The organism is Pseudomonas sp. S2_H01, assembly GCF_054668305.1.
On the sequence record NZ_CP162756.1, the window covers coordinates 4,991,172 to 5,004,206 of the forward strand.

The 13,035-nt window shown below is 58.7% G+C and carries 10 protein-coding genes; 7 read left to right on the forward strand and 3 right to left on the reverse strand.

Annotation, left to right across the window (positions count from 1 at the left end):
• Positions 1-172: 172 nt before the first annotated feature.
• Entirely contained in the window at positions 173-682 is a 510-nt protein-coding gene (locus AB4N84_RS22180; RefSeq protein WP_460043200.1) for a hypothetical protein, read from the reverse strand.
• A 531-nt stretch (positions 683-1,213) separates the two neighbouring features.
• On the opposite strand from AB4N84_RS22180, the gene AB4N84_RS22185 reads away from it, so the two are divergent.
• The gene (locus AB4N84_RS22185) at positions 1,214-2,140 is read left to right on the forward strand and encodes a chemotaxis protein CheV (protein WP_074749662.1); all 927 of its coding nucleotides are present in this window, start codon (positions 1,214-1,216) and stop codon (positions 2,138-2,140) included.
• 123 nt (positions 2,141-2,263) lie between these two features.
• Positions 2,264-3,073 (forward strand): MOSC domain-containing protein, encoded by an 810-nt coding sequence (locus tag AB4N84_RS22190; protein ID WP_074749663.1) that lies wholly within the window; start codon positions 2,264-2,266, stop codon positions 3,071-3,073.
• A gap of 560 nt (positions 3,074-3,633) precedes the next feature.
• Here the strand turns inward: AB4N84_RS22190 and AB4N84_RS22195 are convergent.
• Complete coding sequence (locus AB4N84_RS22195; protein WP_460043201.1) at positions 3,634-5,562, reverse strand: transglycosylase SLT domain-containing protein; 1,929 nt, start codon at positions 5,560-5,562, stop codon at positions 3,634-3,636.
• A 213-nt stretch (positions 5,563-5,775) separates the two neighbouring features.
• Between AB4N84_RS22195 and AB4N84_RS22200 the strand changes: the two genes are divergently transcribed.
• The gene (locus tag AB4N84_RS22200) at positions 5,776-7,695 is read left to right on the forward strand and encodes an ATP-binding cassette domain-containing protein (protein WP_460043202.1); all 1,920 of its coding nucleotides are present in this window, start codon (positions 5,776-5,778) and stop codon (positions 7,693-7,695) included.
• A 69-nt stretch (positions 7,696-7,764) separates the two neighbouring features.
• Here the strand turns inward: AB4N84_RS22200 and AB4N84_RS22205 are convergent, their stop codons facing one another.
• The gene (locus AB4N84_RS22205) at positions 7,765-8,208 is read right to left on the reverse strand and encodes a universal stress protein (RefSeq protein ID WP_460043203.1); all 444 of its coding nucleotides are present in this window, start codon (positions 8,206-8,208) and stop codon (positions 7,765-7,767) included.
• Positions 8,209-8,318: 110 nt separating this feature from the next.
• On the opposite strand from AB4N84_RS22205, the gene AB4N84_RS22210 reads away from it, so the two are divergent.
• From AB4N84_RS22210 to AB4N84_RS22225, 4 genes are all read left to right on the forward strand, one after another.
• Positions 8,319-8,756, forward strand: coding sequence for a hypothetical protein (locus AB4N84_RS22210; protein WP_074749667.1), 438 nt, complete (start codon positions 8,319-8,321; stop codon positions 8,754-8,756).
• Positions 8,757-9,336: 580 nt separating this feature from the next.
• On the forward strand, positions 9,337-11,484 hold the full coding sequence (gene fadB, locus AB4N84_RS22215; RefSeq protein WP_074749668.1) for a fatty acid oxidation complex subunit alpha FadB: 2,148 nt from the start codon (positions 9,337-9,339) through the stop codon (positions 11,482-11,484).
• A 23-nt stretch (positions 11,485-11,507) separates the two neighbouring features.
• Positions 11,508-12,683 (forward strand): acetyl-CoA C-acyltransferase FadA, encoded by a 1,176-nt coding sequence (gene fadA, locus AB4N84_RS22220; protein WP_346831384.1) that lies wholly within the window; start codon positions 11,508-11,510, stop codon positions 12,681-12,683.
• A gap of 103 nt (positions 12,684-12,786) precedes the next feature.
• Positions 12,787-13,023: a DUF1653 domain-containing protein gene (locus AB4N84_RS22225; RefSeq protein WP_074749670.1), complete on the forward strand. Its 237-nt coding sequence runs from the start codon at positions 12,787-12,789 to the stop codon at positions 13,021-13,023.
• Positions 13,024-13,035 lie beyond the last annotated feature (12 nt).

The following is a 13,035-nucleotide window of genomic DNA, read 5'->3' on the forward strand; positions in this document are numbered from 1 at the left end:
CCCGTTGTCTGTATCGCAGAACTTCAGCGTGCCGCTTGCCAAGTTACGCTGCAACAGAAGCGCACAGACATGGCGGGTCTGAATCTGATCAATTGAGGGGCGCGCAACAAGGTCTGTTGATCAAGGCGGGTCGCCCTGGCGAACATCAGCGGCAGGGCGCAACGGGGGGAACTCAGAGTGTGCTGGAGCGCTCGGCACGTTCGCCCAGAGCGGTTTCCGAATGAACCGACGTCAGAGGGACGGGCCACTCAACAGGAACGGCAGGGCTGCTTTCAACCTGGCCGATGCCGCAACAGCAGCCGAACTGTTCCAGCAGATGTTGCTGTTCGCTGTCGTCCAGCGGCAATTGACCGGTGAGGGGGTCGACCAGTTCGATCTGCCACGACAGCAGCGACAGGCACTGGCGCAGGGAAATAAGTGCTTTGGGCTGCAAGCGTCCGGCAGCACTTGCAAAGTACAAGAGGTAACGCAATTGTCTGGCGAAGCTGGCGATCGCCTGGACGTGAGCTGCGTCTGATTTGCCGGCGATCTGTTGCAGCGTGCCGAGTAGGCACTCGATTGCATCCTTATCGTCACTGATCAGTTCCAGGTGACTCAGGCATTCGTCTGCGCGGCCCATCAGGTGTTGGGTGTCGCTGAGAAAATCACCGTGCAGTTGATGCCACTCATTGCCGTTCAGCATCTGAAATCTCCACTCTTCATGGACAGCGAATCAAGGTCGCAGGGGGCGAGTGGCCCAAAGTTAATGTTGAAGGCAATTGAATGTCTGTAGGGCGTTTCTGATTGTTGTGATTTGTTTGCAGTCAGCAAGGTGCAGTTGTGTGCGATACCTCGTGCCGCAGCCCAGACAGTCCGGTCTGTTATCACTGGTTTGACGAGGGGATCGGGGGATTCCACGAACACGACCACGTACCTGACTCCATTCATTCAATGAGAATGGCCTCACAATAATGGCTATTAGAAACCGCGAATATCAGGTTTGCCCTGATTGTCGTTAAGGAATACCCCTAGGGGATGCACTGAGGCCGTCTGCAGATTAGGCGAAAAGCCACTATTCGTCAGCAGTTTCAGTGTTTTAGATGCACGTCAGTAAAGCATGATGTTAATGTGATATCAATTGTACCGGCGGGCATTTTTATCAGCATTAAGGTCTGCACCGGTTCTGCCGATAAAGGGTAGGCGGACTTACTAGAACCTGCTCCAGGAGCAACAGATGGCTGGCATTCTCGACACAGTAGACCAACGAACACAGCTGGTGGGTGAGAACCGCCTGGAAATCCTCATGTTCCGCCTGGCGGGTCGGCAACTGTTCGCGATTAACGTATTCAAGGTGCAGGAAGTGCTGCAACTGCCCAAGTTGACGCTGATGCCCCAGCGTCATCCGTTTGTCTGTGGCGTGGTGAACCTGCGCGGTCAAACCCTTCCCGTGATTGATCTGTCTCAGGCCATCGGCATGCGTCCGCTGGTCCCGGGCCCTTCGAGCACCATCATCGTTACCGAATACAACCGCTCGGTCCAGGCGTTCCTGGTCGGCGGCGTCGACCGCATCGTCAACATGAACTGGGAGGCCATCTTGCCGCCGCCCAGCAGTGCAGGGCGCCAGCATTACCTGACGGCCATCAGCAAGGTCGACGACCAGTTGGTCGAAATCATCGACGTCGAAAAGGTGTTGGCGGAAATCGTCCCCTACAGTGCCAAGGTGTCCCGCGAAAAGCTGGAAGACCCTGTCCTGGAACGTGCCCGTGGTCGTGAAGTGCTGCTGGTCGATGACTCGAACGTGGCGCTTTCGCAGCTGCGTGACACCTTGTCTCAATTGGGTGTGAAGATGCACGTGGCCAGCGACGGGCTCAAGGCGTTGAACATGCTCAAGGGCTGGGCCGACAGCGGCGAGGTGATGACCGACAAGTTGCTGATGGTCTTTACCGACGCGGAAATGCCTGAAATGGATGGTTACCGGTTAACCACCGAAATACGCCACGATCCGCGTCTGCGCGGTCTGTACGTCGTCCTGCATACGTCGCTGTCCGGCAGCTTCAACGAATCGATGGTGAAGAAGGTCGGCTGCGACAACTTCCTCTCCAAATTCCAGCCGGACAAACTGGTGGATGTGGTTCGCGAGCGTCTGATGCTCGACCACTGATTCACGTGCACGCGTTTCGAGCCCCTTGCTGTATGGAGGGGCTTTTTTGTATCTGTACCGATCCTTGAGGCTTTCCCTCGTATAAAGTGATGGCTTTGCGCTCATCACTTCAAGGACGCGTTCATGATGCATCTCAGTGCGCTGTATCGGTATCCCCTGAAATCCTGCAAGGCCGAACCGCTGCAGCAGGCCAGCTTCGACGCGTTGGGGTTGACAGGTGATCGACGCTGGATGCTGGTCGACGAGAGCAATGGTCGATTCTTCACCCAACGCGCCTTGCCGCAGATGTCGCAACTGTCGGTACTGTGGAATGGTCGCGGCGGTGTGACGCTGTCGGCGCCAGGTGTCGAGGGGCTGGACGTCCCGCTGCCGGAAGATCTCGAAGCCAACCTGCGCGGTGTGACAGTCTGGCGCGACACCTTGCGTGTGCCCGATGCGGGCGACGAGGCGGCCCGCTGGGTCAGTGAGTTCATCGGCAAGCCCACGCGCATGGTGCATATCCCTCAGGAACGGGCGCGCTGGCTGCCGTCCGGGTATGGCACGGTCGAGGACAAAGTCGGGTTCGCCGACGGCTTTCCGTTGTTGTTGATCGGCCAGGCGTCGCTGGACGATCTGTCCGCAAAAATCGGCCGGTCTCAGGAGATGCTGCGTTTTCGTCCGAATCTGGTGGTGGAAGGTGCTGAGGCGTTCGCTGAAGATGGCTGGAAGCGTATCCGCATTGGTGACGTTGAATTTCGGCTGCTCAAAGGGTGCTCCCGTTGCATTCTGACCACGATCGACCCGGCCACCGGCGAGCGCAGTGAAGACCGTGAACCGCTGAGCACGCTCAAGACCTACCGCGAGAAAGAGGGTGAGGTGTGGTTTGGGCAGAACATGGTAAATGACGGGCCCGGTGTGGTGGAGGTTGGGATGGAGGTTGAAGTGCTGGAGTGATGTTGCGTTGTGCGAATGACGCGCAGGTGTGTTCTTTGGCGCGGGATTTCGGTTTAAACCCGTGGCCTGCGTTCAGCCTGCACCCGAGTCGCGGTTTGTGGTGACTGGACTATTGAGTACTGGAGCAAGGCGGGCTGGAGCTAACGCTCTTCGCTTTCTTGATTCGATCATCAAGCGCCCGCACACCGCCCCAAATTGTAGGAGCGCGCTTGCCCGCGATCTGCCGGGAACCGGCAGCAAGACCTGTGGATGCGGAGTGTCAGGCAGAATCGAGTTGCCTGGTTTTGCTACCGCTGCACGGCAGATCGTCCGAGTGCGGCCCAGAGCAAGCGCGCTCCTACAGAGACCACGTCAACCTGAGAGTTTCGTGTCTGTTGCTTTTGATGTTGCTCTTCTACATTAATGGCTCAAACACCACAAACCGCGACTTGGGTGCAGGCCAAACCGTATCTGCGCGGCCAGAGTAATGGGGTATTCACACGAAACCAGCCCCAGCCAGCCGATAAAAAAGGGGCCGATCACGCTGAAGTGATCGGCCCCTTTTATCAAGCCGTTACGGCTCAAAAGTCATCAAAAAACCGCTCGTGCCAATCCACCAGAGGCTGCGGCGCATTCAGCTTCTGGCCATAGATCACTGCATACGACAACACGTTCTGCACATACTGACGCGTCTCGTCGAACGGAATGCTCTCGACCCACACATCGAACGACAAATGATTCGCGCCTCTGAGCCACTGCCGCACACGGCCCGGGCCTGCGTTGTACGCCGCTGACGCAAGCACCCGGTTGCCGTTGAACTGAGCATGCACCTGACTCAGATAAGCCGCACCCAACTGAATGTTCTTGTCCGGATCCAGCACCTGCGCCGGGGAGGCCAGCGGGATGCTGAACTTGCGTGCCGTCTCCTTGGCGGTAGCGGGCATCAGTTGCATCAGGCCGCTGGCACCGACGCCTGACCGGGCATCGTCCATGAACGCGCTTTCCTGGCGGGTAATGGCGAACACCCAGCTGGAATGCAGGCCGCGGATCTGTGCTTCACGCACCAGGGTGTCGCGATGCGCCATGGGGAACCGGATGTCGAGGTCGTCCCAGTATTGCGCCTGGCTGATGGTGCGAATGGCCGGGAAGTACCAGTGCATGTCGTAGGCCAGCTTGGCCTGGGCAACCATTTCGTCACGGGTGAAGCGGCGGGTGACGTGGTACCACTCGCGACGCCCGTTGACCACCTCGCCACGCTCGTAGAACTCCAGGGCCCGACGCACGCCCGGCGTATTGCGGACCTTATTGATCGTTGCCTGGCTCAGCATCAATGGCTTGTTGTTGAGCATGTACGGGGTCTGAATGCGGTCGGCGGCAAGGAAGCCGTAGAAGTCGCGCTCTTTCGAAACCGTCCGGTACAGCGCAGGCAGTTGCGGGTTGTTGGGTTGGGATAACTCCAGAGCACGGGCCTGCCAGTAGCGCCAGCGGTTGGTCGTGGCCAGATCCTGAGGCAGGCGTCGGGTGAGTTCGTACGCATCGTTCCAGCGACCCAGGCGCAGCAACAGACGCAGACGCCATTCAGTCACCGTGTTATCGCGCAGGTCAGGGTCGTATTTGGTCATCACCTCCAGGGCGCGACCATCGTAGCTGCGCGCCAGCGTCAGGCCGATTTCCTTGGCGATCTGCACTTGCTCTTCATGGGAAAAGTGCAAGACAGGGGAGTAGCTGTCCAGCAGCTCCATCGCGCGCTGGGGGTCTTGTTTGGCCAGGCGTCTCAGGCCCAGGCCGACGACATCCGACATGGCTTCGTCTGCCGGCATGAACTGGCCCTGGTTGTTGACCATCTCCGGCTTCTGCGCCACGGCGATCAGCAAACGGCCCTGGGGCGCCAGGGTGGTCATGCTGTTGACCAGTTGATTGGCCAGGGCGTAGTTGCGCGCCTGCGCCGCCAGCTTGGCGCGTTGCCAGCGCTTCTGTTCAGTCAGTTGGCCTTCCACGGCCCACTGCGTGAAGAAAGTGTCGCAGGCCGTTGGCAGGGTCTTGCCCGTCATCCAGGTCTTTTCGGCGTTGGCGTAGCCCTCCGACCGCAGATTATGGCTGAGCTGATAAGACCCGTAGAGGCAGTCGAGCTCCACGAAGTTGAGTTTGGGGTCGTAATACTTGACGAATGGTTGCCAGTCGCCTCGTGAGGCCAGCAGGCGCAACCAGCGCAACTTCATGAAGTTGGCCTGCGGAAGATCGCCATGATCGGCAAGAAATTTCTCGACTTCGTCGTTGCTCGCGGTATTCAGACGAGCCGTCAGTTCGTCGTACGCGAGATAAGGTTCGAGCGGATAGTCCGCCAGCGCTGCGCCGTACATGCGATACGGGCCTGCATCGCCTTTGACCAGCGCGCGCTTGGCTTGATCGTAATATTGACGTTGGGTGGTGATATCGACCGCTTGGACGGACTGGGCGGCGGTGGCCGACAGAAGCAGGCAGGACAAAAGGCTGAACAAACGACTGCGCATGAGACTTCCGTGCAGATGAACCGTGAAAAGTGCCGTTAGCTTAGCCTTTTGCCAGCGCGGGTTGAAGCGCGAAGGTGTGGGCGAGGGGGGTAAGGAAACAAATACTTGCAGTTGAAGCAGGTGGTGGGCTTGGGATTCTCAACCCGTCATCGAATCCCGCCCAATCCTTGCGCTATCTCAGGTAGAATGCGCGCCCGGTTTTTGGAGAAGCTCATGACCCTGCTCAAATTCACCGATGTGTCCCTTGCGTTCGGCGCCATGCCGTTGTTGGACAAGGTGTCCTGGCAGATCGCCCGTGGAGAGCGGGTCTGCATCATCGGTCGTAACGGCACCGGTAAATCCAGCATGCTGAAGCTGGTCAAGGGCGTGCAATTGCCCGATGACGGCAGCGTCTGGCGCGCACCCGGCCTGAAAATCGGCGAATTGCCCCAGGAATTGCCCGTGGCCGATGGTCGCACCGTGTTCGACGTTGTGGCGGAAGGCCTGGACGGCGTGGGTGCCTTGCTTGCCGAATACCATCACCTGAGCCAGAACATCGTCACCGCCGAAGACCTCGACAAGCTGATGCACGTTCAGTCGGACCTCGAAGCCCGTGACGGCTGGCGCCTGCAGCAACTCGTCGACAGTACCCTCAGCCGCCTGCAACTGCCTGCCGACAAGACCCTTGCCGAGCTGTCCGGTGGCTGGCGTCGTCGTGTCCTGCTGGCGCAGGCACTGGTGTCCGAACCTGATTTGCTGCTGCTCGACGAACCGACCAACCACCTGGATATCGGCGCGATTGCCTGGCTGGAAGAGGCGCTCAAGGAATTCCAGGGTGCCGTGCTGTTCATCACGCACGACCGGTCTTTCCTGCAGAACCTCGCGACCCGCATTCTCGAGCTGGACCGTGGCGGTCTGATCGACTGGAACGGCGACTACGCCAGCTTCCTGGTGCACAAGGAAGCGATGCTCGCCGCCGAAGAAACCGCGAACGCGTTATTCGACAAGCGTCTGGCCCAGGAAGAAGTGTGGATTCGCCAGGGCATCAAGGCCCGTCGCACCCGCAACGAAGGTCGTGTGCGCGCCCTCAAGGCATTACGCGTAGAGCGCAGCGAGCGTCGTGAGCGCACCGGCAAGGCCAATATCCAGCTGGACACCGCCGACAAGTCCGGCAAGCAGGTCATGGTCCTGGATAACGTCAGCTTCGCGCACCCGGGCGGTCCGATGTTGATCAAGGATTTCTCGATGGTGCTGCAGCGCGAAGACCGCATTGGTCTGCTGGGCGCCAACGGTACCGGCAAGACCACCTTGCTCAAGCTGATGCTGGACAACCTCCAGCCCACCAGCGGCTCGGTGGAAGTCGGCACGCGTCTGGACGTCGCTTATTTCGACCAGTTGCGTCACCAGCTTGATCTGGAAAAGACCGTGATCGACAACGTCGCGGAAGGTCGCGACTTCATCGATATCGACGGTCAGAGCCGCCACGTGCTCAGTTATCTCGGTGATTTCCTGTTCAGCCCGCAACGTGCGCGGACGCCGGTCAAGGCGCTGTCGGGTGGTGAGCGTGCGCGTTTACTGCTGGCCAAGCTGTTCAGCAAGCCCGCCAACCTGCTGGTCCTCGACGAACCCACCAACGACCTGGACGTCGAAACGCTGGAGCTGCTCGAAGAGGTGCTGTTGACCTTCAAGGGCACGGTGCTGATGGTCAGTCACGACCGGGCATTCCTCGACAACGTCGTCACCAGCACGCTGGTCTTCGAAGGCGAGGGCAAGGTGCGTGAGTTCGTCGGTGGTTACCAGGACTGGTTGCGTCAGGGCGGTTCGCCGCGTCTGCTGGGCGTCACCGAAAGCAAATCCGGCAAGGCCGACCTGAACTCTGCGATTGTCGAGCCGGTCGCCGCTCCGGCGCCTGCGCCTGAAGCCGCACCTGTTGCGAAGAAGAAGCTCAGCTACAAGCTGCAGCGTGAGCTGGAGGCTTTGCCTGGCGAGATCGATGCCAAGGAACAGCAGATCGCGTCCGTTGAGGCGGAAATCGCTGATCCTGCTTTCTATCAGCGTCCTGCCGCAGAGACGACCAAGGTGCTTGCGTCTCTTGAGCAGATGAACAGCGAACTGGAAGCACTGGTTGAGCGCTGGGCTGAACTGGACGAGTAATCCGCTGACGCCTCGCAACAAAAAAGCCCGAGCCCTTTCAAGGGTTCGGGCTTTTGTTTGAGGGCGCGATTAATCCGTGCGTTTGACAAGGCGCACGGCCAGAACGTCGCAAGGCGCGCCGTGCAGTACGTCGTTGGCGGTAGAGCCGAGTAGCAGGGAAAGGCCGTGACGGCCGTGGCTGCCCACGACGATCAGGTCGACGTTGTGTTCCTTGGCCAGGTTGTGAATTTCCTGCTTGGGCTGGCCGTAGGTCAGGTGGCTGTCGCCGGTGTGCACATCGGGGTATTTCAGCTTGAGGGCTGCCAGCTTTTCCTTGGCCTGATCGAACTGCTGTTGTTGCAGTTGCGACAGGTCCATCGGTACATCGCCACCAAAGGCCATGGCCATCGGCTCCACGATGTGCACCAGCGACAACTTGGCTTCGCTGCCGATGGCCAGGCCGATAGCCTTCTTGATAACGTGGTCGCACTCTTCAGTGAGGTCCGCAGCTACCAGAATATGTTTATAGGACATGGGATGTTCCTTCTGAGGTTTGCGATGGTTTTGATTATGGCTTTTTTCACGCGCCTCATGGCAAGCCTTCACGTTTTGTCCGCTGCTCCCCGCAGCTGGGGCATACAGATATGACGGTGTGGATAGTGCTGTCAATCGTTGCGGTGGTTTTGAGTCCATTGGTGTGGCTGCGTCCATCCCGCTCCCAGAGTGGCCGGATGGCCATGCGCATGGAGGCGCGGCGTAGGGGGCTGGCGATGCAGTTGATCCCTCAAGACTGGCCGCACTGGCTGCCCGTCGAGCCGCCGAGCCCCTGTGCGCAATATCACCGGCCTCGGCGAGCACGTGAACCGGATACGTGGATGTACTGGCAGACGACGCCCGGAAACTGGGTGAATCAGTGGCGCGAGCCTTGTGAAGATGCACGTGTGCTGCCGCACTTGCTGACGCTGCCGCCCGATGTCTATAAGGTCGAGGCGGGCAAGCAGCTGATTGCACTGTATTGGGGGGAGCGGGGCGAAACGGAAGTGTTGCATCGCATTTCTGCTGTGATCAAGGCCTTGGCATGACCTCAAGCCGGGGCATCCGGCCAAATCGCGGGCATTAAAAAGCCCGATAACAACATCGGGCTGGGGGTTGGCCAGGCAGGCCGATAATTCGTGGCGCTTTGCGGTGCAATGCCGCAAACAAAGTCCGAATTCGTTTCACATGCTTGTGAAAAACGACCCGTCTTGATGCGCAGTGCGCTGAATGTAGACCTTAATGGTGCGTTTGTCTGCTGCGGATTCAATCATTTTTCAAGAAACGCCCACCAGTCGTCGCTTCCTGTGTTTATTCACCAGCCTCATCACTCAACGTGATCATTTCGATGAATGTAGGTTGATCAGCTGTGTCTTTTACCTGTGTTTTGCCGGTTTTGTCCGCTGTTGAGTGAATTGACAATTGCTGGAATATGGCCGAAGGTAGGCGCACCCAAATCAAACGGGCGTATGAATTGAGTGTTTGCCGTAGGAACGCTCTTACAGACGCCCAATCGCGTCGACGGGGTGCCTGGCGTTTGGTGTGTACGTCGACGGAAACGTCGTGTTTTTCGCCGGATTTCAGCGTCTGACGCGTATTGTTCAGCTTCCATATTGTGGAGATCAGTTGATGATTTACGAAGGTAAAGCCATCACGGTTAAGGCTCTTGAAAGTGGCATCGTCGAATTGAAATTCGACCTCAAGGGTGAGTCCGTCAACAAGTTCAATCGCCTCACCCTCAACGACCTGCGTCAGGCTGTCGATGCCATCAAGGCCGACGGCTCAGTCAAGGGCGTTATCATCACCAGCGGCAAGGACGTTTTCATCGTCGGCGCCGACATCACCGAATTCGTCGATAACTTCAAGCTGCCGGACGCCGAGCTGGTTGCCGGAAACCTTGAAGCGAACAAGATCTTCAGTGACTTCGAAGACCTGAACGTGCCAACCCTCGCTGCCATCAATGGCATCGCGCTGGGTGGCGGCCTGGAAATGTGCCTGGCAGCCGACTTCCGGGTCATGTCTGCGACTGCCAAGATCGGTCTGCCTGAGGTCAAGTTGGGGATCTACCCCGGCTTTGGTGGCACCGTCCGCCTGCCGCGTCTGATTGGCGTCGATAACGCGGTCGAGTGGATTGCCTCCGGCAAGGATAATCGTGCCGAAGACGCCCTGAAAGTGGGCGCGGTGGACGCTGTTGTCGCGCCAGAGAAGCTTCAGGAAGCGGCACTGGACCTGATAAAACGCGCCATTTCGGGCGAGTTCGACTTCAAGGCCAAGCGCCAGCCGAAACTGGAGAAGCTGAAACTGAACGCCATCGAGCAGATGATGGCCTTCGAAACCGCCAAGGGTTTCGTTGCCGGCCAGGCAGGTCCGAACTACCCGGCCCCGGTCGAAGCGATCAAGACCATCCAGAAAGCCGCGAACTTTGGTCGTGACAAAGCGCTGGAAGTCGAGGCCGCTGGCTTCGTCAAAATGGCCAAGACATCGGCCGCCGAGAGTCTGATCGGTCTGTTCCTCAACGATCAGGAACTGAAGAAGAAAGCCAAGATCTACGACGAAGTCGCCAAGGACGTGAAGCAGGCAGCCGTACTGGGCGCCGGCATCATGGGTGGCGGCATCGCTTACCAGTCGGCTGTCAAAGGCACGCCGATCCTGATGAAGGACATTCGTGAGGAGGCCATTGAACTGGGCCTGAACGAAGCGTCGAAGTTGCTCGGTAAGCGCGTAGAGAAGGGCCGCCTCACCCCTGCGAAGATGGCTGAAGCGCTGAATGCGATTCGTCCAACGCTGTCCTACGGCGATTTCGGCCATGTCGATCTGGTGGTCGAAGCGGTGGTCGAGAACCCGAAGGTCAAACAAGCGGTGTTGTCCGAAGTGGAAGGTCAGGTCGCCGAGGGCACCATTCTGGCGTCCAACACGTCGACGATCTCCATCAGCCTGCTGGCGAAAGCCCTCAAGCGTCCTGAAAACTTCGTCGGCATGCACTTCTTCAACCCGGTGCACATGATGCCGCTGGTTGAAGTCATCCGTGGCGAGAAGTCCAGCGAAGTCGCGGTGGCGACTACGGTGGCCTACGCCAAGAAGATGGGCAAGAACCCGATCGTGGTCAACGACTGCCCGGGCTTCCTGGTCAACCGTATTCTGTTCCCGTACTTCGGCGGTTTCGCCAAGCTGGTCAGCGCCGGCGTTGATTTCGTGCGCATCGACAAGGTGATGGAGAAATTCGGCTGGCCGATGGGCCCTGCTTACCTGATGGACGTCGTCGGCATCGACACCGGCCACCACGGCCGTGACGTGATGGCCGAAGGTTTCCCGGATCGCATGAAAGACGACCGTCGCTCCGCGGTTGACGCGCTCTACGAGGCCAACCGCCTCGGTCAGAAGAACGGCAAAGGCTTCTACGTCTACGAGACCGACAAGAAAGGCAAGCCGAAGAAGGTCGTCGACGCTTCCGTGCTGGAAGTGCTCAAGCCGATCGTCTACGAACAGCGTGAAGTCACTGACGAAGACATCATCAACTGGATGATGATCCCGCTGTGCCTGGAAACCGTGCGTTGCCTGGAAGACGGCATCGTTGATACGGCGGCCGAGGCTGACATGGGCCTGATCTACGGCATCGGGTTCCCTCCGTTCCGTGGCGGTGCGCTGCGCTACATCGATTCGATCGGTGTCGCTGAATTCGTTGCCCTGGCTGACCAATACGCTGATCTGGGCGCTTTGTACCACCCCACAGCGAAGCTGCGCGAAATGGCCAAGACCGGCCAGCGCTTCTTCGGCTAAGTGCCCAACGAACAGGTGAAAATATGAGCTTGAATCCGAGAGACGTCGTGATTGTCGACTTCGGTCGCACCCCGATGGGCCGCTCCAAGGGTGGCATGCACCGCAATACCCGCGCTGAAGACATGTCGGCGCACCTGATCAGCAAACTGCTGGAACGCAACAGCAAAGTCGACCCGGCGGAAGTCGAGGACGTGATCTGGGGTTGCGTTAACCAGACCCTTGAGCAGGGCTGGAACATTGCGCGCATGGCGTCGCTGATGACCCAGATCCCGCACACCTCCGCTGCGCAGACGGTCAGCCGCCTGTGTGGTTCGTCCATGAGTGCGCTGCACACGGCGGCTCAGGCGATCATGAGCAACAACGGTGACGTCTTCGTCATCGGCGGTGTCGAGCACATGGGCCACGTCGGCATGATGCACGGCGTCGATCCCAACCCGCACATGTCGCTGTATGCAGCGAAAGCCTCGGGCATGATGGGGCTGACAGCGGAAATGCTCGGCAAGATGCACGGCATCACCCGTGAAGCACAGGATGCGTTCGGCGTGCGTTCGCACCGTCTGGCGCACCAGGCGACCGTTGAAGGCAACTTCAAGGACGAAATCATCCCGATGCAAGGGTATGACGAGAACGGCTTCCTGAAGATGTATGACTTCGACGAGACCATTCGTCCTGAAACCACGCTGGAAAGTCTGGCGGCCCTCAAGCCTGCCTTCAATCCAAAAGGTGGTACCGTGACGGCGGGTACGTCCTCGCAGATCACTGACGGCGCCTCGTGCATGATCGTCATGTCCGGTCAGCGTGCGATGGACCTGGGCATTCAGCCGATGGCGGTGATCCGCTCCATGGCTGTCGCCGGTGTCGACCCTGCGATCATGGGTTACGGACCGGTGCCGGCGACTCAGAAAGCCCTCAAGCGCGCGGGTCTGAGCATTGCTGACATCGACTATTTCGAGCTCAACGAAGCCTTCGCTGCACAGGCGCTGCCTGTACTGAAAGATCTGAAAGTGCTCGACAAGATGGACCAGAAGGTTAACCTGCACGGCGGCGCTATCGCTTTGGGTCACCCGTTCGGTTGCTCGGGAGCGCGTATTTCCGGCACGTTGCTCAATGTCATGAAGCAGAAGGGTGGCACCCTGGGTGTTGCCACCATGTGTATTGGCCTTGGCCAAGGCATCTCTACCGTGTTCGAACGCGTTTAACCGGTCTGAGTGTGCAAGCCGGGGCCTGGTGCCCCGGCTTTTGTTTTTCTCAAGAAATGTTTTTTGAAAGTTTTTTTTCGCGTCAATCCGTGAGGTTCGCTCCATGCAGTTACAGCCAGGTCTCTATCGCCACTACAAAGGCCCCGAGTACCGTGTTTTCGGTGTCGCCAAGCATTCCGAGACGGAAGAGGAAGTGGTGTTCTATCAGGCGCTGTACGGCGAATTCGGCCTGTGGGTACGCCCTTTGAGCATGTTTCTGGAATCGGTTGAGGTTGACGGCGAGCACGTGCCGCGCTTTGCTTTGGTCCAGGCCGAACCTGACCTTTTTTCAAGGTCGTAAGGCGAGACCTTG

Excerpts from the sequence above, each read along its gene's own strand:
- AB4N84_RS22180 (WP_460043200.1), bottom strand. The coding sequence starts at position 682 with ATGCTGAACGGCAATGAGTGGCATCAACTGCACGGTGATTTTCTCAGC.
- AB4N84_RS22185 (WP_074749662.1), top strand. The coding sequence starts at position 1,214 with ATGGCTGGCATTCTCGACACAGTAGACCAACGAACACAGCTGGTGGGT.
- AB4N84_RS22190 (WP_074749663.1), top strand. The coding sequence starts at position 2,264 with ATGATGCATCTCAGTGCGCTGTATCGGTATCCCCTGAAATCCTGCAAG.
- AB4N84_RS22195 (WP_460043201.1), bottom strand. The coding sequence starts at position 5,562 with ATGCGCAGTCGTTTGTTCAGCCTTTTGTCCTGCCTGCTTCTGTCGGCC.
- AB4N84_RS22200 (WP_460043202.1), top strand. The coding sequence starts at position 5,776 with ATGACCCTGCTCAAATTCACCGATGTGTCCCTTGCGTTCGGCGCCATG.
- AB4N84_RS22205 (WP_460043203.1), bottom strand. The coding sequence starts at position 8,208 with ATGTCCTATAAACATATTCTGGTAGCTGCGGACCTCACTGAAGAGTGC.
- AB4N84_RS22210 (WP_074749667.1), top strand. The coding sequence starts at position 8,319 with ATGACGGTGTGGATAGTGCTGTCAATCGTTGCGGTGGTTTTGAGTCCA.
- fadB (WP_074749668.1), top strand. The coding sequence starts at position 9,337 with ATGATTTACGAAGGTAAAGCCATCACGGTTAAGGCTCTTGAAAGTGGC.
- fadA (WP_346831384.1), top strand. The coding sequence starts at position 11,508 with ATGAGCTTGAATCCGAGAGACGTCGTGATTGTCGACTTCGGTCGCACC.
- AB4N84_RS22225 (WP_074749670.1), top strand. The coding sequence starts at position 12,787 with ATGCAGTTACAGCCAGGTCTCTATCGCCACTACAAAGGCCCCGAGTAC.